Origin of the sequence: Rubellimicrobium mesophilum DSM 19309 (assembly GCF_000600335.2) — a bacterium.
Lineage (GTDB): Bacteria > Pseudomonadota > Alphaproteobacteria > Rhodobacterales > Rhodobacteraceae > Rubellimicrobium > Rubellimicrobium mesophilum.
Map to the genome: position 1 here is coordinate 36904 of NZ_KK088557.1, position 20188 is coordinate 57091.

At 74.3% G+C, this 20188-nt stretch carries 20 protein-coding genes; 9 read left to right on the forward strand and 11 right to left on the reverse strand.

Annotation, left to right across the window (positions count from 1 at the left end; translation table 11 throughout):
* Nucleotides 1–20 precede the first annotated feature (20 nt).
* The 4 genes from RUMESO_RS05555 to RUMESO_RS05570 all read right to left on the reverse strand — a co-directional run bounded on the left by RUMESO_RS05555 (nt 21) and on the right by RUMESO_RS05570 (nt 3797).
* The gene (locus RUMESO_RS05555) at nt 21–542 is read right to left on the reverse strand and encodes a DUF4142 domain-containing protein (protein WP_051521058.1); all 522 of its coding nucleotides are present in this window, start codon (nt 540–542) and stop codon (nt 21–23) included.
* 83 nt (nt 543–625) lie between these two features.
* Nucleotides 626–1663 carry a patatin-like phospholipase family protein gene (locus RUMESO_RS05560; protein ID WP_051521059.1) on the reverse strand — a complete coding sequence of 346 codons (1038 nt, stop codon included), beginning with the start codon at nt 1661–1663 and terminating at the stop codon, nt 626–628.
* 82 nt (nt 1664–1745) lie between these two features.
* A complete protein-coding gene (locus RUMESO_RS05565; RefSeq protein ID WP_037278739.1) occupies nt 1746–2861 on the reverse strand; it encodes a Gfo/Idh/MocA family protein in 1116 nt (371 codons plus the stop codon).
* A 120-nt stretch (nt 2862–2981) separates the two neighbouring features.
* Nucleotides 2982–3797, reverse strand: a complete 816-nt coding sequence (locus tag RUMESO_RS05570) for an HpcH/HpaI aldolase family protein (protein ID WP_037278741.1) — start codon at nt 3795–3797, stop codon at nt 2982–2984.
* A 412-nt stretch (nt 3798–4209) separates the two neighbouring features.
* Between RUMESO_RS05570 and iolE the strand changes: the two genes are divergently transcribed.
* Nucleotides 4210–5109, forward strand: a complete 900-nt coding sequence (iolE, locus tag RUMESO_RS05575; RefSeq protein WP_037278743.1) for a myo-inosose-2 dehydratase — start codon at nt 4210–4212, stop codon at nt 5107–5109.
* 47 nt (nt 5110–5156) lie between these two features.
* Here the strand turns inward: iolE and RUMESO_RS05580 are convergent, their stop codons facing one another.
* Together RUMESO_RS05580 and RUMESO_RS24935 are read right to left on the reverse strand one after the other, a co-directional pair.
* Nucleotides 5157–5537 (reverse strand): response regulator, encoded by a 381-nt coding sequence (locus RUMESO_RS05580; RefSeq protein WP_037278744.1) that lies wholly within the window; start codon nt 5535–5537, stop codon nt 5157–5159.
* A 28-nt stretch (nt 5538–5565) separates the two neighbouring features.
* Nucleotides 5566–5892, reverse strand: coding sequence for a hypothetical protein (locus tag RUMESO_RS24935; protein ID WP_037278747.1), 327 nt, complete (start codon nt 5890–5892; stop codon nt 5566–5568).
* 150 nt (nt 5893–6042) lie between these two features.
* Here RUMESO_RS24935 and RUMESO_RS05590 point away from each other — a divergent pair, with 150 nt between their 5' ends.
* On the forward strand, nt 6043–6579 hold the full coding sequence (locus tag RUMESO_RS05590) for a sigma-70 family RNA polymerase sigma factor (RefSeq protein ID WP_211262792.1): 537 nt from the start codon (nt 6043–6045) through the stop codon (nt 6577–6579).
* A gap of 11 nt (nt 6580–6590) precedes the next feature.
* Here RUMESO_RS05590 and RUMESO_RS05595 read toward each other — a convergent pair whose 3' ends face one another.
* Nucleotides 6591–7382, reverse strand: coding sequence for a Crp/Fnr family transcriptional regulator (locus RUMESO_RS05595; protein ID WP_037278749.1), 792 nt, complete (start codon nt 7380–7382; stop codon nt 6591–6593).
* A 77-nt stretch (nt 7383–7459) separates the two neighbouring features.
* Here RUMESO_RS05595 and RUMESO_RS05600 point away from each other — a divergent pair, with 77 nt between their 5' ends.
* From RUMESO_RS05600 to fni, 3 genes are all read left to right on the forward strand, one after another.
* The gene (locus tag RUMESO_RS05600; protein ID WP_037278750.1) at nt 7460–7852 is read left to right on the forward strand and encodes a response regulator; all 393 of its coding nucleotides are present in this window, start codon (nt 7460–7462) and stop codon (nt 7850–7852) included.
* The gene (locus tag RUMESO_RS05605; protein ID WP_051521060.1) at nt 7849–9213 is read left to right on the forward strand and encodes a sensor histidine kinase; all 1365 of its coding nucleotides are present in this window, start codon (nt 7849–7851) and stop codon (nt 9211–9213) included. The genes RUMESO_RS05600 and RUMESO_RS05605 overlap by 4 nt, the downstream gene beginning before the upstream one ends.
* A 62-nt stretch (nt 9214–9275) precedes the next feature.
* Nucleotides 9276–10307 carry a type 2 isopentenyl-diphosphate Delta-isomerase gene (gene fni, locus RUMESO_RS05610; protein WP_037278752.1) on the forward strand — a complete coding sequence of 344 codons (1032 nt, stop codon included), beginning with the start codon at nt 9276–9278 and terminating at the stop codon, nt 10305–10307.
* Nucleotides 10308–10495: 188 nt separating this feature from the next.
* Here the strand turns inward: fni and hpnE are convergent, their stop codons facing one another.
* Genes hpnE through RUMESO_RS05625 form a run of 3 tightly spaced genes read right to left on the reverse strand, consistent with a single transcriptional unit; the run spans nt 10496 to nt 13451 of the window.
* Nucleotides 10496–11755, reverse strand: coding sequence for a hydroxysqualene dehydroxylase HpnE (gene hpnE, locus RUMESO_RS05615; RefSeq protein ID WP_037278753.1), 1260 nt, complete (start codon nt 11753–11755; stop codon nt 10496–10498).
* Nucleotides 11752–12615 (reverse strand): squalene/phytoene synthase family protein, encoded by an 864-nt coding sequence (locus RUMESO_RS05620; protein WP_051521061.1) that lies wholly within the window; start codon nt 12613–12615, stop codon nt 11752–11754. Before RUMESO_RS05620 ends, hpnE begins: the two co-directional genes overlap by 4 nt.
* A complete protein-coding gene (locus RUMESO_RS05625; RefSeq protein ID WP_169791135.1) occupies nt 12612–13451 on the reverse strand; it encodes a squalene/phytoene synthase family protein in 840 nt (279 codons plus the stop codon). Before RUMESO_RS05625 ends, RUMESO_RS05620 begins: the two co-directional genes overlap by 4 nt.
* A gap of 277 nt (nt 13452–13728) precedes the next feature.
* Here RUMESO_RS05625 and crtI point away from each other — a divergent pair, with 277 nt between their 5' ends.
* Genes crtI through RUMESO_RS05645 form a run of 4 tightly spaced genes read left to right on the forward strand, consistent with a single transcriptional unit; the run spans nt 13729 to nt 18675 of the window.
* On the forward strand, nt 13729–15273 hold the full coding sequence (crtI, locus tag RUMESO_RS05630; RefSeq protein ID WP_037278757.1) for a phytoene desaturase family protein: 1545 nt from the start codon (nt 13729–13731) through the stop codon (nt 15271–15273).
* Complete coding sequence (locus RUMESO_RS05635; protein WP_037278758.1) at nt 15270–16793, forward strand: phytoene desaturase family protein; 1524 nt, start codon at nt 15270–15272, stop codon at nt 16791–16793. The genes crtI and RUMESO_RS05635 overlap by 4 nt, the downstream gene beginning before the upstream one ends.
* Nucleotides 16790–17572, forward strand: coding sequence for a lysophospholipid acyltransferase family protein (locus RUMESO_RS05640; RefSeq protein ID WP_051521062.1), 783 nt, complete (start codon nt 16790–16792; stop codon nt 17570–17572). The genes RUMESO_RS05635 and RUMESO_RS05640 overlap by 4 nt, the downstream gene beginning before the upstream one ends.
* Nucleotides 17569–18675, forward strand: a complete 1107-nt coding sequence (locus RUMESO_RS05645; protein ID WP_037278760.1) for a glycosyltransferase family 2 protein — start codon at nt 17569–17571, stop codon at nt 18673–18675. Before RUMESO_RS05640 ends, RUMESO_RS05645 begins: the two co-directional genes overlap by 4 nt.
* 2 nt (nt 18676–18677) lie before the next feature.
* Here RUMESO_RS05645 and RUMESO_RS05650 read toward each other — a convergent pair whose 3' ends face one another.
* Nucleotides 18678–20078 carry an aldehyde dehydrogenase family protein gene (locus RUMESO_RS05650; RefSeq protein WP_037278763.1) on the reverse strand — a complete coding sequence of 467 codons (1401 nt, stop codon included), beginning with the start codon at nt 20076–20078 and terminating at the stop codon, nt 18678–18680.
* Between the last annotated feature and the right edge of the window lie 110 nt (nt 20079–20188).

Sequence of the window (20188 nt, forward strand, 5' to 3'; positions counted from 1 at the left end):
GGCGGGGGCGCCGGAGGACCTCAGCCCTCGACCTGCTGCCGGAAGCTCCTCAGCATCACGAGATGGCTGTCGATCCCGGTCACGCCGACCATCGAGGCGCCACGCGCCATCGGGTCCTGGCCGCTCTCGGCGTAGTCCGCATGGATCGGGCGCGCCTCCTCGTGACCCGCGATCTGCGCGTCGAGGTAGGCCGCGTCGAAGGCGGCGCCCTCGGCCGCCTGGAGCTGCTGCAGAAGCGCCGCGTGGTCCTCGCGCAGCGGAACCTGGGCCCCCTCGGCCCCGAAGGCGCGGGCGACGGCCTGCTGCTCGGCCACCTCGAGGTCGGCGAAGGCCTTCACGTTGCTGCTCTGGCCCTTCTGCTGCGCGAGCAGGCTCGACTGCATCAGGAAGGCGCCGCCCTCGAGCGCGGGGACCTTGGCCGCCTCGATCGTCACGGCGGCGTCGCCCTGGGCCTGGGTGGCCTCCTGGGCCCGGAGGGCCTGGGCGGCGGGCAGGAGGCTCGCGATGGCGGCGCCACCGGCGAGGAGTTGTCTGCGATCCATTCGGGGAACTCCCTCACATGCGTAAGGCCACCCAACAGGATCGCCGGCCGAATGTTCCTGGCCCTTGGGCGGCGCGGGCGGAGTCACGCCGGCGGCACGGTCACGACCGCGAGAGGCTCGTCCCGGGGCGTCGCGGGCAGGAGGCGCAGCGCCGTCTCCATGTCGCTCCGGCCCTGCGCGACCCGCTCCTCGACCGCCGTGCCGGAGAAGTCGAGCGCCTTGAGCGCCCGCTGGTGGGCCGACGGGCGATGGACCAGATGGACGAGGATCGCCGGCGGCGTCTCGGGCTCGGCCCGCCGCAGGAGCTCCCTTTCGCGCGCCATCGCCCCGATGCGGGTTCGCGCCTGGAGGGCGAAGCCCAGGTCCTGCGCGCGAAGCGCGGCGCCGTCGAGGCTGCCGGGGCGCTCCCCCTCCGGCGCGTAGAGGTCCGAGGCGATCACCAGCAGGGGGCGCGGGGACGGCTCCCGGAGGACGTGATCCACGGGCAGGTTGTTGCCCAGGCCGCCGTCCCAGTGCCAGCGCCCGTCCAGCTCCACCGGCGGGAGGAGCGGCGGCAGGGCCGTGCTGGCCAGGACGTGCCGGGCCGTGACGCGGTCGCGGCGGTTGTCCCACCAGACCTCCTCCCCGCGTTCGAGGTCGATGGCCAGGAACGAGAAGCGGATGGGCGAGGCGTTCAGGCGATCCCAGTCCACCAGCCTATCGAGGAGGGCGGCGAGCGGGCGGTGGTCCTGGAGCGAGACGTCCGGCGGCATCCCCGGCAGCAGCGAGAGCAAGCCCGGGAAGCGCGGGGCGGTGACGCCCCTGCGCCCGGCCAGGAGCGCGTTGAGCCCGAGCCCGTTGCTCCAGCGCGCCCGGAGGGGCATGGGCATGAGCCGCGCCCAGGGCCTGTCGTGGATACCGACCTCCGACCAGAACTCCCGCAGGCGGGCCAGCCGGCCCTCGGCGGGATTCCCGAGCAGGATCGCGCCGGTCACGGCCCCGATGGAGCATCCGACGATCCAGCCCGGCTCGGCGGCCGGGAGCAGGGCCTCGCAGACGCCCAGGTGATAGGCGCCGAGCGCGTTGCCGCCGCTCAGCACCAGCACGGTCTCGAAGCCTTCCAGCATCTCCGTCCCGGCCATCCCGCGTCCTTTCCCGATCCCGGCCGAACGGCCTTGGCGCCGACCGGTTCCCGCCGCTCGGGAGTGTCGCTCCGGCGCTGGCCTAGGCGTCCCTCCACCGCTCCTCGCGGGCCGAGGCGAGGACGGTTTCGACGAGGCCCTGGATGCGGAGGCCCTGGCGGAAGCTGAAGGGCTCGGGCGCGCGGCCGGCGAGGGCGTCGAGGAAGCCCGCCATCTCGATGGCCTTGAGGTCGTTGAAGCCGAGCTGGTGGCCGGGCGCCACGCAGAAGCGGCCGTAGGGCGGATGGTCGGGCCCGGCCTCGATGCACCGGAAGCCGCGACGGCCCTTCGGGTCCTCGGCGGAGTAGAAGTGCAGCTCGTTGAAGCGCTCCTGGGTGAACAGGAGCGCGCCCTTGCTCCCGTAGACCTCGACGTCGTGCTGCATCTTTCGGCCCATGGCGATCCACGAGGCCTCGATGGAGCCGGAGGCGCCGCTCTCGAAGCGCAGGAAGGCGCGGGCCACGTCGTCGGTCTCCACGGGCCTGCGCCCGCCCTGGCCGTCGGGGCGCTCCGCGATGGCCGTCACGGCGTCGCCCATGACGCGCGCGATGGGGCCGAGGAGGAATTCGGCGGTCGCGAGCGCGTGGGAGCCCAGGTCCGCCATCACACCGCCGCCCACGGGGTCGTTGCGGAACGAGAAGGGGGCCGAGGCATCCGTCATGTAGTCCTCGGCGTGGATGCCCCGATACGAGCGGATCTCGCCCAGCTCGCCGGCCTGGATCATCTCGCGCGCGAGCGCCAGCATGGGGTTGCACAGGTAGTTGAAGCCCATCTGCGTCTTCACGCCCCTGGCCTCGGCGGCCTCGGCCATCTCGCGGGCGTCCTGGGCGCGCGGGGCCAGGGGCTTCTCGCAGTGCACGTGCTTGCCGGCGGCGATGGCGGCGAGCGCCATCTCCTTGTGCAGGGCGTTCGGCGCGGTGACGTGGACCACGTCGATCTCGGGGCTGGCCACCATCGCCCGCCAGTCGGCGGTCGCGCGGGCGAAGCCCAGGGCCTCTGCGGCCGTCCGGGCCAGCTCCGGGTTGGCGTCCGCCAGCGTGTGCAGCTCCACCGCGAAGGGCAGGTCGAAGACCTTGGCCGCCGTGCCGTAGGCGAAGGCGTGGGCCTTGCCCATGAAACCCGAGCCGATCAGCCCGACGCGCAGCAGAGGTTTGGTCATCTCATGTCCCCGTCCTTGATGGCCGCCCTCCCCGAGGCGGCGCGCCGTGGGGTAGCGGAGCCGGCGGCGAGCGCAAGACGGGGGCCCGCGTTCTTCGTCAAATGCGTCAGGCCCGGGGAGCTAGTAGCCCTGCCTGGCGTCCGTCCGCGGGGCCGTGCCCCCCTGCCCCGCCAGATCCCGGAACCGCGCGACCGAGGCGCTCGCGGCCTGCGCGAGGAGGCGCGAGTCGGCCGAGACGGTGACGAGGTCGAAGCCCCAGGAGACGCCGCGCGCCGCGTAGTCGGCCGAGGCGCAGTGGAGGCAGGCCTTGATCCCGGCGCGGTGGGCGCTCGCGCGGATCTCCTTGATGGCGTCGATCATCTCGGGCTCCTCGCGGTCCATGCCGGGGTCGAGCCGGCCGTTCGAGAGCGAGATCGAGAGGTCCGAGGGGCCGATGTAGAGCGCGTCGATGCCAGGCGTGGCGGCGATGGCGTCGAGGTTGGCCATCCCCTCGGCGGTCTCGATCATGGCGAGGCCGAGGACGAGGTCGTTGGCCTCGCGCGAATAGTTGGCGAGGCCGTGGGCCACGCCGACCCGCGTCGGGCCGAAGCTGCGGGCGCCCCGCGGGGGATAGCGCAGGAACGAGGCGAACTCGGCGGCCTGCTCGGGCGTGGAGACCATCGGGCAGATGATCCCCATGGCGCCCGCGTCGAGAAGCTTCATGACGATGCCGGGCTCGCGCCAGGGCGCCCGGGCCATCGGAAAGACGCCCGAGGCGCGCATGGCCTGGAGCATCGGCAGGGCGTCGGAGTAGTCGAGCGCGCCGTGCTGCACGTCGATGGTCACCGCGTCGTAGCCCTGCGCCGCCATGATCTCGGCGGTGAACGGGTTGCCGATGCCGAGCCAGGCGTTGAGGACGGGCCGCCCTTGCGCCCAGAGGTCGCGGGGATGGGTCATGCCGACCTCCCCCGGCCCGCCGTCCGCCCGATCGTTCCTGCCTGTCCCATAGCGGCCTCCCGTCCCGCTGCCTCGTCGCGAAGTCATCGGGGCGGACCCGGGCGGTGTCAACGCGGCGCGAGGGGGTCCCCGGACGCGGCCATGCCCCCGTGGAACGCCGGACGGCATGGGCCGGGCGCGGAGGACCGGCCAGCGACGGCGAGCGGCGGCATGGACGGGAGGCGCCCCGGAGAGGGCGCGCGGCATGTCGCGGGACGCACCTATCCCGTGGCGCCGACGAGGGCGCGCCGCCTGAGGTCTTTGACGCGTTTCGCTGGATTCGGCGGTCCAACACGGGTCAAAGGGCGGCGTCGGGGTCGGCAGCCCCGAATCGTCTGGCCCGTCCACCATCGCACAGAAGGATTAACGAAGGATGAAAGCCCGTCTCGGCATCTCGCCCATCTGCTGGTGGAACGACGACCTCCCGGAACTGTCGGACGACGTGAGCCTCGAGGAATGCCTGCGGCAGGCCTCGGAGGCCGGCTACACCGGGATGGAGACGGGCCGACGCTTCCCAATGGACATCCGGGAACTGGGGCCGGTCCTCGACCGCCACGGCATCTCTGTCTGCGGCGGGTGGTTCTCGGGGACGGTCCTGAACGGCGACCTCGAGGAGAACAAGGACCGCATCCGGGCGCAGATGGACCTCTTCATCGCCGCCAAGGCGCCCTGCATCGTCTATGGCGAGGTCGCGCGGTCCATCCAGGGCGACCGCTCCCGGCCGCTGGCGCAGAAGCCGCGACTCTCCGAGGACGAGATGCGGACCTACGCCCGCAACATGACCGCCTTCGGGGAGTGGTGCGCCGAGCAGGGGATGCCGCTCGCCTATCACCACCACATGGCGGCGGTGGTGGAGACCGAGCCCGAGCTCGACCTCTTCATGGCCCATTCGGGCGAGGGCATCCCGCTCCTCTACGACGCGGGCCACATGGCGATGGCCGGGGGCGACGTGCTGCGGGTGATCGACAGGCACCACGCTCGCATCAGCCACGTCCACACCAAGGACATCCGCCGGGAGGTCGTCGACGGCCTCGACCGGTCGCGGGAGTCCTTCCTCGACGCCGTGGTGAAGGGCGCCTTCACGGTGCCGGGCGACGGCAGCCTCGACTTCCGGGCCATCCTCCGCAAGCTCGCGGATCACGGCTACGAGGGCTGGTTCGTCGTCGAGGCCGAGCAGGACCCGAAGACCGCGCCGCCGCTGCCGACCTCGGCCAAGGGCAACGCCGAGCTGCGCCGCCTTCTGGCGGAGGTGGGCTACGAGGTCGCCGCCTGATCCCCCTGGGGGCGCCACGGGCCGGCGCCCGGTAAGGCCCCGGCGGCTCAGCGCGCCGGGACCAGCCCCCCGAGGTCCAGCGTCCGCAGGACCTCGTCCGCGTCGAGCGGCTTGTCGCAGCGGGGCACCCGGGCGAAGGCCTCCGGCAGGGCCCAGCGCTCGTAGCCGGTGGCGAAGACGAAGGGCACCCCCCGGCGCGACAGGACCTCGGCCACCGGGAACACCATCCGGCCCGCGAGGTTCACGTCGAGGATCGCCGCGTCCACCCTCCCGGCCTCCTCGATCAGCTCCAGCGCCTCGGGCACGGAGGCCACGGGACCCAGCACCCGCGCGCCGGCGGCCTCCAGGTCGCGGCGCAGGTCGTCGGCCAGGAGGTATTCGTCCTCGACCACCAGGATGCAGGGGGATTCCGGGGACTTGGTCGCCATGCCGCTCCTTCCGGGCGCCGCGGCCCGTCTACGCCACGCGGTCCAACGCCGCGGGCCGCGCCGCGGTTCGGCCCGCGCGCTCACCTTTCGGCGAGCCGCAGGGCTCGGCCGCGTCCAGCACCTCGCCCAGGAGGCTGGCCCAGGCCTGGCGCTGGGCCAGGGCCAGGGCGGGATCGTCGGCCACCCGGGCAAGCTGCAGGCAGAGCCAAGCGTCGTTGAGGCGTGCCTCGAGCCGCCGCCCCCGGGCCGCGTCGGGCACCCGCCCCGCCAGATGGCGGAACAGCCCGCGCGCGAGGAGGATGCGGCGCTTCTCGGCAGCGGCCTCGACGGGCAGCTTCCGGCTCGAACAGATCATGGCGGTCGCCCCTCTCCCGCTGTGGACCGACCTGAGCCTAATCCGACGGAAGCGCACGGCAAGGTTGCATAGGTTAAGGCGCGGCGAACCGATCTGTGGCTCTTGGGACCAGGGGGCCCGTCGCGGGTCCGTGCCTCGGAGGATCGATCCGTGACCTTCCATCCCAAGTGCAGCCTGACCGAGGACGAGGCGAGCGCCATGGCGCGCTTCGAGCAGGAGGTCCTGGCGCTGCGACCGGCGCTCTGCGCCTTCGCGCGGCGGCTGGCGCGGCAGGAGAGCGACGCCGAGGACCTCGTGCAGGACACGATCCTGCGGGCGCTCGCCGCGCGGGCGCGGTTCCGGGAGGGCAGCAACCTCAAGGCCTGGCTGTTCACGATCATGCGCAACGCGTTCAACACCGGCTGGCGGCGGTCCCGGCGCGAGACCCTGCCCGGCCCCGAGGCCATCGAGGCGGGGGTGGTGACGCCCGCGCTGCAGGGGACGGGCCTCTGGGCCCGGGAGACGATGGGCCGGCTGCTGCACGACCTGTCCCCCGCGCACCGCGAGATCCTGATCCTGGTCCCCGTGCTGGGCCTGGGCTACGAGGAGGCGGCCGAGGTCTGCGGCTGCTCGGTGGGCACGATCAAGAGCCGGCTCAGCCGGGCGCGGGCGGCCCTGGCGGTGCTGGCGGGCGAGGCGGGGCCATGAGGGCCGCGGCCTCAGCCCCGGCCGGTCAGGGCCGCCTCGGCGCCGTCGTTGGCGTCGAGGTGGCGCCCCTCCTGGCCGAGGTGGAGGTAGTTGGGACTGAAGAGCGCGGCCTGCATCAGGGCGTCGAGGTCGCGGATGGTCAGCACGCGGTCGCGGACCTCCACCAGCCCCTCCTCGCGCACCGCCTGGAAGGTGCGGTTCACGTGGACGGTCGAAAGGCCGGTGATGTCGGCGATCATGGCCTGGGTCAGCGGCCATTCGCAGCTCAGCCCCTGGGTCCGGCCGGCCGCGCCGAGGCGCAGGTAGAGCTCGCACATCAGGTGGGCGATGCGCTCGAAGGCGGTGCGGCTGCCGAGGTTCATCAGCCATTCGCGCTGGATCGCCATGTTCACCAGCGTCTCCCACCACAGCGCCTGGAGCAGGCGCGGATGCGCCAGCGTCAGCGCCTCGAAGGCGTCGCGGGTGACCTGGGCGACGGCGACCGACGTGACGGCGCCGATGAAGTGGTCCATCTCGCGCAGCAGGAAGACGTTGAGGTCGCAGATGTCGCCCGGCAGGAAGAGCCCCACCACCTGCCGGCGGCCGTCCTCCAGGTACTTGTAGCGGCAGGCCCAGCCATCCAGCACGATGCGCACGACGCGCGGCGCCTCGCCCTCGCGCACGAGGTCGTCCTTGGCGCGGAAGCGCTGCACCCGCTCCCCGCAGAGGCCCAGCGCGGCCGCCCGATCCTCCTCGGACAGCCGGGTGTAATGCTCCAGCTTGCGGATCAGGGCGTTGGACGGGGGCTGGACCGGAGCGGACATCTGGCGCGAACCTCACCGGAAGCGGACCTGCCCACAATAACATATGTTGCACATCCTTGTCGGGGGAGACAGGCTGCATGAGCAGGCGCGACGGACTGGGAGGCCGGGTCATCCTGGTGGTCGAGGACGACTGGCTCATCGCGGAGGACATCGCCGTGGCGATCCGGCGCGAGGGCGCCCGCGTGGTGGGGCCGGCGGCCAGCTCCGACGACGCGCTGCGCCTCATCGAGGACGAGCCGGGGATCGACCTCGCGGTGCTCGACGTGGCCCTGGCCCACGACGGCGGCCTCGAGGTGGCCGACGCGCTGGAGGCCAGGGGCGTGCCCTTCGTCTTCGCCACGGGCTACGACCGGGCGATCCTGCCCCTGCGCTTCCAGGGCGCGCCGCACTGGGAGAAGCCCTTCGACGCGGACGCCCTGGCGCGGTTCCTGACGGCCCCCGCGCGCCCGGGCGCCGAGCACCCCGCGTGAGCGCCGGGCCGCCTCCCGGCTGGCTGACCGAGAGGCGCGCCCTGGCGCTGCTCGGCGCCACGGGGCACGCCCATTTCCGCATGAGCGCCGACTGGTCCGTGATGCACCGCCTGTCGGGCGGCGGCCTGCTGGAGGACGCGACCGGGCCGCTCTCGGGCTGGATCGACCGCTACGTCCCGCCCGGGCAGCGGCCGCTGGTCCTCGGCGCGGTCGCCGAGGCCGTGCGGACGGGGGCGCCCTTCGACCTCGAGCACCAGGCGCGGCGGAGCGACGGAGGGCTCGCCTGGATCCGCTCCCGCGCGGTTCCGATCCTGGGGCCGGACGGCGGGATCGAGGAATGGCTCGGCGCCTCCGAGGACGTCACGGCGCGCCACGAGGCCGAGGACCGGCGCCGCGAGAGCGAGGAGCGGCTGGGGCTGGCGCTCGGGGTCGCGGAGCTGAGCACCTGGGACTGGAACCTCGTCACGGGCGAGATCGTCTGGTCCGAGGCCTACTTCCACTTCTACGGCTACGTCCCCGGCGAGGTGACGCCGAGCTACGAGGCCTGGGCCGCCCGCGTCCATCCCGAGGACCTTCCGGCCGTCGAGGCGCGCATCGGGCAGGCCCGCGACGCGGGCGGGCCCTTCGAGGCCGAGTTCCGCGTCCTGCCCGGCCAGGGCGCGATGCGCTGGGCCCGGGCGAAGGGCAGCTTCTTCGGCGAGGATGGCCGGGCGGCGCGGATGATCGGCGTCATGCAGGACGTGACCGCGGCCAGGGCGGCCGAGGCCCGCCAGCGCCTGCTGATGGCCGAGCTGCAGCACCGCGTCCGCAACAGCCTGGCGGTGATCCGCTCCATCGTGCGGCGGAGCGCGCAGGCCGCCACGGACCTCGACGACTACGTCTCGCACCTGGAGGGCCGCATCGAGGCCCTGGCCCGCGTGCAGGCCGCCGTCACGCGCGCCCCGGGCGCGGGGCTCGACCTCGAGGCGCTGCTGCGGGACGAGCTCCGGGCCGCCGCGACGGCGAAGGGGCAGGTCGCCTTCTCGGGACCACCCCTGCGCCTGCCGTCGCGCGCGGCCGAGATGCTGGGCCTGGCCTTCCACGAGCTCACCACCAACGCCATCAAGCACGGCGCCCTGGCCGGGGACGCCGGGACGGTGACGGTGGCCTGGTCGGTCGAGGGGGACGGCCCGCCCCGGCTGCGCCTGCGCTGGAGCGAGCGGGCCGCCCGCCCCCTCGGCCCGCCCGGCCCGCCCGGCTTCGGGACCGAGCTCCTCGATCGGATGCTGGCCTACAACCTGGGCGCCGAGGTGGAGACCCGGCGCCGGCCCGAGGGGATCGTCTGCGACATCGCCCTGCCGCTGGGCGACGGCCCCGGCTGACGGGACGGCTTGCCCCCGGCCCCGGGACGCGCCACCTCTGGCGGGGACCCGGAGGACCGCCCTTGCTCAGCGACCGCAAGAACCAGCATCTGGACATCGTGCTCGGCGGGCGCGGGCGCGGCGGGGCGCGCACGGGGCTGGAGGACATAGTCTTTGCCCATGTCGCCCTGCCCGAGCTCCACATGGACGAGATCGACCTGTCCACGGCCTTCCTGGGCCGGCGGATCGCGGCGCCGCTGCTCGTCAGCTCCATGACCGGGGGCCCGGCGCGGGCGGCGGGGATCAACCGCAACCTCGCGCGGGCCTGCGCGGCGCTCGGGCTGCCGCTCGCCGTGGGCTCGCAGCGCGTGGCCCTCGAGGCGGGCGAGGCCGGGGGCCTGGGGACGGAGCTGCGGCGGCTCGCGCCGGACGTGCCGCTGCTCGCGAACTTCGGGGCGGCGCAGCTCAACACCGGCTTCGGCGCCGAGGAGGCGCGGCGGGCGGTCGAGATGATCGGGGCGGACGCGCTCATCATCCACCTGAACCCCCTGCAGGAGGCCGTGCAGCCCGAGGGGGACCGCGACTGGCGGGGGCTCCTCGGCCGCATCGAGGCGCTGGCGCGGGCGCTGCCCGTGCCGGTGGTCGCCAAGGAGGTGGGCTCCGGCATCTCGGGAGCCGTCGCGCGGCGGCTCTGGGACGCGGGCGTCGGGGTCATCGACGTGGCGGGCGCCGGCGGCACGAGCTGGGCCGCCGTGGAGGCGGAGCGGGCGCTCACGCCCCGGCAGGCGGCGGTCGCGCGCGCCTTCGCGGACTGGGGCCTCCCCACCGCGCGGGCCATCGAGGAGGTGCGCGCGGCCTGCCCGGAGGCCGTGGTGATCGGGTCGGGCGGCATCCGGGACGGGCTCGACGCCGCCCGCGCGATCCGGCTGGGCGCCGACCTCGTGGGGCAGGCCTCGGGGCTCTTGGAGGCCGCCACGCAGTCGCCCGAGGCGGTGGTCGAGCACTTCGAGACGGTGATCGCCCAGTTGCGCGTCGCCTGCTTCTGCACGGGCTCGCGGGACCTTCCGACGCTGCGCCGGGCGGCGCTCCAGGAAGGGTCGGGGTCGGTCGCGTAGGGCACGCGTCGGCGCATCCTCCCACGACGCGGCCTGCGATGGCCGGCGCGCTGGAGCGCACCCTGCTTAACGACTTCTTAACCTTTCCGTGCCATGGTGATTCCTGTCTCCGGGTCGCCGCCCGGCGGGGTAGGGGAAGTTGCGCCCGGAGCCCTGACGCCCGCTCCGCGACGCGGCCCAAGGCCGCCCTACCCGCCCAGGATCGCCCGCGCGGCGCGGCGGCCCGAGATCACCGCCCCCTCCAGCGTCGCGGGGAGGCCCGTCCGCACGTGGTCCCCCGCCAGCACGACGTTCCGCAGGGGAGTCCGCGTGGCGGGGCGGAGCGCGACGCCGGCCGGGGACTGGTCGAAGGTCGCCGCCCTCTCGCGCAGGAGGCGCCGGGCCAGCGGGGTCGCGGCGCCGAGGTCGAGGGCGCGGGCGACCTCGGACCAGAGGAGGGACAGGGCCCCGTCGCGCGGCATGGCCCAGACGGGCGAGGACTCGGCGGCCGAGATGGTGACGGACAGGACGTCGCCACGCCGGAACAGCCATTGGGCGTGGGCGCCGAGGAGGCCCAGGATCGGCGGGGCCTCGGCGGCCAGTTCGGGGGCGACGCGGAAATGGGCGTTCAGGATCGCGGGACCCGGCGCGGGGCCCGGAAGGTCGGGAAGGACCTCCGCGAGGGCGGGGGGCGGAAGGGCCAGCACCACGGCGTCCCCCGGCTCCAGCGCGACGGCGGACCCGTCGCCGAAGGCCAGCCGCTCGGCCCGGCCCTCCGCCGTGGCGATCCCCACGAGGGAGGAGCGCAGGCGCAGATCGACCCCCCTCTCCCGCAGCCGCTCCAGGGCCGGGTCGACCAGCGCGGCGCCGAGGCCCTCGGGCGCGAGGACGGGGCGGCAGGCGCCCGCGCCCCGCAGGAAGCTCCGCAGCAGAGCCGCGCGGAGCAGCGCCGCCGAGCCCCGCTCGGGCGGCATGTTGAGGACGGCGGTCGCCATCGGCTCCCAGAAGGTGCGCCACATGGGCCCCCGGTCGCGCACGGCCTCGGCCACGGTCCGCTCCCGTCCGGCGGCGAGGAGCGCCACCACCCCGCCCAGCGCGGCGGCGGGCCTCGCGCCGGGGGGCCTCGTGTCCGGGCGCATGGCCCCCAGCGGCGTGCGCGGCACCCGCACCGTCCAGCGCCGCCCGTCGGCGAGGTCGGCGAAGGGAAAGGCCGCCTCGGGCAGGGTCAGGAGCCGATCCGCCGCGCCGATCCGCCGGGCGTGGCCCAGCACGGCGACGTTTCCCGAGAGGATCAGGTGGTTGCCGTTGTCGATGCGCCGGTCCAGCACCGCGTCATGGTAGCTCCGGCACCGCCCGCCCGCCTTGGCCGAGCCCTCGTGGACCGTCACGCGGAGCCCCGCCCCGCTCAGGTCGAGCGCCGCCGCCAGCCCGGCGAGGCCCGCCCCGATCACATGGACATGGCCCCTCACCGCCAGGCGAGCCCTCCGGCCGCGCAGGCGAGTCCGTCCGCGGCCTTGCGCCAGCCGGGGCGGGAGGCGGGCGGGCGCGTCCAGTCGGCCTCCATCTCCGAGAGCAGCCGCTCGTAGGGGCCCATCATCACCAGGGCGGGAAGGATGCGGTGCCAGCGGTGCCCCGCCCGCGCCGCCCGGGCGCGGCCATACTGGAGGCGCGCGACGCGCCCGAGCTGCCGCCGCGCCTCGGGGAGCGCGGGATGGCTCCAGGCGACATGGGGATCGGGCGGCACGCCCGCCGCCTCGAGGATCGGCGCGGGGAGGTAGAGACGGCCCAGGCAGGCGTCCTCCTCCACGTCGCGCAGGATGTTGGTGAGCTGCATCCCCCGGGCGAGCGACAGGGCGAAGCGCCGCGAGGCATCCCCCCGCCAGTCGCCGAAGACCCGCATGGAGAGGAGCCCCACGGCTCCCGCGACGCAACGCACGTAGCGTTCCAGCCGCACGGGATCGGGCGCGACCATGCCCTCCGCGTCCATGCGCATCCCTTCGAGGATCATGTCGAACTCGCGCCGGGGAAGGTCGTAGCGCTCGATGGCGCGAAGGAGCTCCTCGCCCACGGCGGTCCGGGGCAGGCGCAGGAAGACCCCGTCGATCTCCCGCGCCCAGGCGGCCAGGGCCTCGCGCTTCTCGGACGCGGGCGCGTGGCCGTCGGCGATGTCGTCCACGACGCGGCAGAAGGCGTAGACGGCGAAGATCGCCTCGCGTCGGCGGCGCGGCAGGAGCCTCATGCCCGCGGCGAAGGAGGAGCCCGCGGTCTCGACGATCCGGCGGACCTCCTGGGTGGGGACGGGCGCGAAGGCGGCGGGAAGGGCGGTCACGCGTCCCCCCCGCGCAGGCGGCGGTCCGCGCCGGGGAGGGGCCAGGGGGCGAGCGTTGTCCCGAGTCCCCAGAGGCCCGCGCGGGCGAAGTCCAGCCGCGACGGGGCCACGCGCCCCGCCAGCGGGTCGCCCGCCCGGAGCCGCGCCGAGAGTCGCCGGGCGAGCCAGAGCACCGTGGCGGCCTCCCCCGCCAGCCGCCGGGAGGCCAGCGCCCTGGGCAGCGCCCCCGCCTCGTCGAGGAGCGCGTCGCAGCGGTCCAGCGCCCGGCCCACCGCGCGCCGCAGCGCGGGGGTCAGGGCCGGGCCTCCGAGGTCGCCGAGGGTCGCTCCCTCCTCGGTCAGCCACTCGGCCGGCAGGTAATGGCGCCGCAGCCGGAGATGGTCGGCCCCGAGGTCCTGGAGATGGTTCAGGACCTGGAGCGCCGTGCAGAGCGCGTCGCTCGCCCCGCAGGCTCTCCCGCCCTCGTCGTGCAGGTCGAGGAGGAAGCGCCCCACCGGGTTGGCGGAGTCCTCGCAATAGGCGAGGAGGTCGGCCCAGGTCGCGCAGCCGCCGCCCCGGGCGTCCCACCGGAAGGCCCTCAGCAGTCGGCGGGCGTGGCGCGCGGGCTCGGGCCGGGCCAGGGCGTGAAGCGCGAGGCCCTCGGGCGCGCCCTCCCGGTCCCCGTCGACCCCGGCCTCGAAGCGGTCGAGACGGCGGAGCTTCTCCCCGGGCGGGAGGTCCGGCGCGTCGGCCACGTCGTCGGCGGCGCGAGCGAACCGGTAGAAGGCGACCACCACCTCCCGCAGGTCGCGACGGATCAGCAGCGAGCCCACCGGGAAGTTCTCGCCCGTCGTCATGAGGCGGCCCGCTCCGCGACGGAATTTTCCTGATGACGGGCGCGCATCGCGACTTAGTTCCATCCAGCGGGGCTCGGGGGAGCGTTTTCCCTCCGAGCAGATGGGACCCGACGATGATTTGGCAAATGAAAAGCGCTTGGGCGGTGCTGGCGGCCTCGGTCGCGCTCCGCCGCCCCGGGACGGGGGACCCGAGGGCCGGGATCGTCCGGCGGTCCACCGCGATCGGGGTCGCCTTGACGAGGGGCGCGACGGGGCCGCAGCCGAAGGGGGCCATTCCGTGAGGCCTGGACGCAGGACGCCCGGCGGGCGCAAGGTCGTGGTGATCGGCGCGGGACCGGGAGGCCTCGCGGCCGCCATGCTGGCCCGCGCGGCGGGGGCCGAGGTCACGGTGCTGGAGCGCGGCGACCGGGTCGGCGGCCGCACCGCCTCCATCGAGCAGGACGGCTACGTCTTCGACACCGGCCCGACCTTCTTCCTCTACCCCGAGGTCCTGCGCGAGGTCTTCGCCGCGACGGGGCGCGACCTGGAGGCCGAGGTGCCGATGGTGCGGCTCGACCCGATGTACCGCCTCCTCTTCGAAGGTGGCGGCAGCTTCGACGCCTCCGCCGACATGGACCGGCTGAAGGCGGAGGTCGCCAGGATCGATCCGGCGGACGCGGCGGGAGTGGAGCCCTACTTCGCCGACAACCTCCGCAAGTTCGAGGCCTTCAAGCCGATCCTCCAGAAGCCCTTCCTGAACCTCGGGGCCTTCGCGGACCCGGCGATGGTCCGGTCCCTGCCCCTTCTCCGGCCCTTCGCGACGGTGGACCAGGACCTGTCGAGGTGGTTCAGGAACCCCCTCGTGCGCCTCGCCTTCTCGTTCCAGAGCAAGTACCTGGGCATGTCCCCCTTCAAGTGCCCGTCGCTCTTCACGATCCTCGCGCATATCGAGTACGCGCACGGGGTCTGGCACCCGCTGGGCGGCTGCAACGCGATCCCCAAGGCCATGGCCCGCGTGCTGGGCGACATGGGCGTGGACATCCGCCTGAGCGAGCCCGTCGAGGAGATGCTCTTCGAGGGCCGCCGCGCGACCGGGGTGCGGACGGATCGCGCGACCTACGCGGCCGACGCCGTCGTGGTGAACGCCGACTTCGCCCATGCCATGAGGCGCATGGTCCCGAACCGGTTGCGCCGCCGCTGGACGGACGAGAGGATCGACGCCAAGAGCTTCTCCTGCTCGACCTTCATGCTCTACCTCGGTCTCGACACGCGGATCGAGGGCCTCGCCCACCACACGATCGGCCTGTCGCGCGACTACGACCGCAACATCCGCGAGATCGAGGAGGGCCTCGCGCCCTCCGATCCCTCGCTCTACGTCCAGAACGCGAGCGTGACCGACCCGAGCCTCGCGCCGCCCGGGCACTCGGCGCTCTACGTCCTCGTGCCGGTGGGCAACCTCTCGGGAGGGACGGACTGGACGACGCTGGCGCCCGCCTACCGGGAGCTCACGCTCGACCGGCTGGCGCGCTTCGTGGGCCGCGACCTGCGGCCCCACATCCGGACGGAGCGGATGCTGACCCCTCGCGACTGGGAGGCCATGGGCATCCATCTGGGCGCGACCTTCAACCTGTCGCACAACCTCGGCCAGATGCTCCACAACCGGCCCCACAACCGCTTCGAGGACCTCGATGGCGTCTACCTGACCGGCGGCGGCACCCATCCGGGGAGCGGGCTGCCCACGATTTTCGAGAGCGCCCGGATCAGCGCGAGGCTGCTGGCGCGGGACCTGGGACTGGACGCCTCGGCGGTGCCGCGGGGCGCGATGGCGGAGGCGGCGGAATGACGACGGTGGGGATCATCGGCGGCGGGCTCGGGGGGCTGGCGGCGGCCTGCACGCTGGCCGCGCGCGGGCACAGGGTCACGCTCTTCGAGAAGAACCCCTGGCTCGGCGGCAAGGCGGCCGTGCTGGAGGAGCAGGGCTTCCGCTTCGACATGGGGCCGACGATCCTGACCATGCCCCGCGTGCTGGAGCGCATCTTCGCCGAGGCCGGGCGGAACCTCTCGGACTACCTGACCCTGGTTCGGCTCGACCCGCAGTGGCGGTGCTTCTACGACGACGGCACCGTGCTCGACCTGCGCGACGACCCCGTGCGGTCGCGCGAGGCCATCGGGGCGCTCTCGCCTCGCGACGGCCAGGGCTTCGACGACTTCATGGCGGTGGCACGCCGGCTGGCCTCGGTCTCCGACCGCTTCTTCTTCTGGAAGTCCGTCGAGGACCTGAGGGACACGATGGACCTCAAGGCCAACATGAGCCTCGCCACGCTGTCGGACGTGCTGTCGCTGCGGATGCACCGCACCGTCGCGGGCCAGATCAAGCGCAACATCGCCGATCCGCGCGTGCGGCAGATGCTGGAGCACTTCATCCAGTACGTCGGCAGCAGCCCCCTCGGCGCGCCCGCCGTGCTCTGCGGCATCGCGCAGATGCAATTGGGCGAGGGCGTCTGGTATCCCATGGGCGGCACCCGCGCCGTGCCGGTGGCGCTGACGCGTCTGGCCGAGGAGCTGGGGGTGGAGTTCCGCCCGGGCGTGGACGTGACGCGCATCCACACCGAGGACGGGCGCGCCAAGGCCGTCGTGACCTCCCATGGCGACAGGTTCGCCTTCGACCGGATCGTCTCCAACATGGACTCGGTGCGGACCTACCGCGAGCTGATCGGCGGCTCGGTCTGGGAGGCCTTCCAGCGCGGTCGCAAGCGCGAGGCCGCCTGCTCGGGCGTGGTGCTCTACCTCGGGCTGCGGAAGGCCTACGACCACCTCGCCCACCACAACTTCGTCTTCTCGCGAAGCCCCGAGGAGGAGTTCGGTGCGATCTACGACCAGGGCGAGCCCGCGCCCGACCCGACGGCCTACGTCGCCGCCCCGGCCCGGACCGAGCCCGGGGTCGCGCCCGAAGGGGGCGAGGCGCTTTACGTCCTCGTCCACACCCCCTATCTCCGCGACCGGCACGACTGGTCGAGGATGCTGCCGGCCTATCGCCGCACCATCCTCGACAAGCTCAGGCGGACGGCGGGGATGGACGACATCGAGGAGCGCATCGTGGTCGAGCGGACGCTCACGCCGCAGGACATCCACGACCGCTACAGGGTGCTGAACGGGGCGATCTACGGGCTGGCCTCCCACGGCAGGGTGCTGGGGGCCTTCAAGCCGGGGAACCGCTCGCGGCAGGTGCGGGGGCTCTACCTCGCGGGCGGCTCGGCGCATCCGGGGCCGGGGATGCCGATGGCGCTCATGTCCGGCTGGATCGCGGCCGACGCGCTCCACAAGGACGCGACCGCGAACGCGCCTCCCGTCGCCGCGCAATGAAGCCCAGGGACCCTGTCGCGCTGCGCCACCCGGGGATGGTCCGGTTCTTCGGCGCCGTCATGGCGCGGGACATGGCGCGGGGATTCCACGCCGTGCGACTGGCCCGGCCGGGCCTGCCCGACCTGCCCGAGGGCCGGCCGGTCATCGTCTGCGCGACCCATCCCTCCTGGTGGGACCCGGCCTTCTGCATCGTGCTCCATGCGCGCCTGTTCCCGGACCGCGAGGGCTATGCCCCGATGAAGGCCGCCATGCTGGAGCGCTACGGCTTCTTCCGCCGCATCGGCCTCTTCGGGTTGGAGGACGGCCCCCGGGGGGCGGCGCGGTTCCTGTCCACCTCGCAGGCCCTCCTCGCCGACCCGGACCGCGTGCTCTGGGTCACGCCGCAGGGCCGCTTCGTGGACCCGCGCGAGAGGCCGCTGGGCCTGCGCCCCGGCGTGGCGCACCTCCTGGCGCGGATGCCCGAGGCGGTCGCCCTGCCCCTCGCGCTCGAATACCCGTTCTGGAGCGAGAAGCGCCCCGAGGCGCTGGCCGCCTTCGGAACGCCGCTGGACGCGCGGGAGGGCGGGACGCCCGCCGCCTGGAGCGAGAGGCTGGAAGCGGCGCTGACCGGGACCGCCGACCGGCTCGCGGCCCTGTCGCAGGCCCGCGACCCCTCGGCCTTCGAGAACCTCCTGGCAGGCAAGAGGGGCGTCGGCGGGGTCTATGGGACTTGGCAGCGGCTCAAGGCCCTGGCCCGGGGCGAGAGGCACGCCCCCGACCACATGGCGGAGCGGCCGTGACGCTGGCGCTGTCGGTCCTCGCGCTGCTGCTGGCGTCGCTCTACGCCGGGATGACCTTCGCCAACCTCCGCGCCTACCGGCCCCCGCCCCCGCCCGGGCCGGTCCCGCCCCGGGTCTCCGTCCTGATCCCCGCCCGCGACGAGGAGGCCAACATCGGCCCGGCGCTGGCCTGCGCCCTCGCCTCCACCGGCGCGGAGATCGAGGTGGTGGTGCTCGACGACGGCTCGACCGACCGCACGGCGGGGATCGTGCGGGCCGTCGCCGCCCACGACCCCCGGGTGAGGCTGATCCCCGGCGCGCCGCTCCCTCCCGGCTGGATCGGCAAGCAGCACGCCTGCTGGCAGCTCTCGCTCGCCGCCTCCCACCCGCTCCTCCTCTTCCACGACGCCGACGTGCGGCTGGAACCCGAGGCCGTCGCCCGCCTCGCCGCCTTCGCGCAAGGGCGGGGCCTCGTCAGCGGGGTCCCCCGCCAGGTCACGGTCACGCTGGGCGAGAGGATCGCCATCCCGCAGATCCTCGTGGTCCTGCTGGGCTACCTGCCGCTGCCGATGGCCCGCGCGAACCCCACGGACCCGCGCTTCGCCGCCGCCATCGGGCAGGTCCTCCTCGTCACGCGCGCCGCCTACGACGCGAGCGGCGGCCATGCCGGGATGCGCGGCACGATCCATGACGGCCTCCGCCTCGCGCGCGCCGTGCGGACGGCGGGCTTCGGGACGGACCTCTGCGACCTCTCGGGCCTCGCCACCTGCCGGATGTATTCGAGCTGGCGGGACCTCTGGGCCGGCTTCTCCAAGAACGCCCGCGAGGGGATGGCCACGCCCCGCGCCCTGCCCGTCTGGACCCTCCTCCTGGGCGGGGGGCACGTCCTGCCGTTCCTGCTCCTGCCCGTCGCGGGCGGGACCGCCTTCGGCGTTGCGGCGCTGGCGGCGGCGCTCGTCTGGCTGGCGGCGGGCGCCACGGCCCATCGGACCCGTGCGTCGTGGATGTCGGTCCTGTTGCACCCGGTGGGCGTCCTCCTCACCCTCGCGATCCAGTGGAACGCCCTCCTTGCCGGGCCGCGCCGCCGGCCGGCGGTCTGGCGCGGGCGCAGCTACGACCTCTGAGGTCAGCGCAGCAGCAGCCGCACGATCCGCTCCACCCGCGCGCCATGCGGCGGGCGCACCATCCGCACCGGGGACCAGCGCGAGGCCACCATGAGGCTGCGCGGACGGGTGAAGGCCCGGAACCCCTCCTCCCCATGGTAGGCGCCCATGCCGGACTCGCCCGCGCCGCCGAAGGGGAGCGGGTGCGCCGCCACATGGGTGATGCAATCGTTGACCACCGCGCCGCCCGACCGAACCCGCCCGAGGACCCCCTCGCAGGCCGCGACGTCCCGTCCGAAGGCGTAGGCGGCGAGCGGCACGGGCCGGGCGTTCGCGAAGGCCTCCGCCCCGGCAAGGTCGTCGTAGGGCACCAGGGGCAGGACCGGCCCGAAGATCTCCTCGCGCATCGCCGGCGACTCGAGGTCGGGGTCGAGCACCGCCCAGGCGCCGAGCTTCGGAGCTTTCGGCATCCGCTCCATGAGCGGCACGACCTGCTGGCCGCGCAGCAGGTCCTCCAGCCGCGCCCGGTCCTGCGGCCGCAGGATCGCCGCGTAGTCCGGCCCGTCCGGGTCCGGGTAGAGCCGCCGCGTCGCCGCCTTGAGCGCCTCGACGGTCTCCCCCATCCGCGTCCTCGGCACGAGGAGGTAGTCCGGCGCCACGCAGGTCTGCCCCGCCGAGAAGAGCTTGCCCGCCATCACCGACAGCGCCGCCTCCGAAAGGTCCGCGTCGGGCAGCAGGATCGCCGGCGACTTGCCGCCCAGCTCCAGCGTCACGGGCACGAGGTTCCGCGCCGCCGCCTCGGCCACCCTGCGCCCCGTCGTCGTGGAGCCCGTGAAGAACAGCCCGTCGAGCGGCAGCGCCGTCAGGGCGCTCGCCACGTCCGGGCCGCCCTGCACCACCCGCACGCGGTCGGGGACGGCGCGGGAAACGATCCCGGCGAGGAGCGACGAGGTGCGCGGCGTCCACTCCGACGGCTTCAGGATCACCCGGTTCCCCCCCGCCAGCGCCGCGACCAGCGGCACCAGCGAAAGCTGCACGGGATAGTTCCACGGCCCGATGATCCCCACGCACCCCAGCGGCACCCGCTCCACTCGGCCCTTGGCGCCGAGGAACTCCATCGGCAGCCGGACCCTCTCGGGCCGCATCCAGCGCCCGAGCCGCCTCAGCGTCCAGTCGGCCACGGCGAGGACCAGCCCGACCTCCGCCGCCATGGTCTCGACCCGGGGCCGCCCGCCGAAATCGGCGTCGAGGGCGGCGGCCAGCGGCTCGGCCATGTCCCGCACCGCCGCCCGCAGCGCTCGGAGATGCCTGCGCCGCGCCGCGGCGTCGGGGGAGGGATCGGCCCCGGCCAGCGCCTCGAAGGCCTGGCGCGCCGCCTCGGCCTCCACGTCGGGGACAAGGTCGGAAAGGGGTCCGTGCGGCACGTCGGGGCTCCTGTCGAGGTCGCCCGAAAGGCTAGGCCGCCATCCCTGAACGGGCAACGGCGCTCCGGGCGGCAGACCGCCGCACCCGGCAGATGGACCGGAACCCGGGA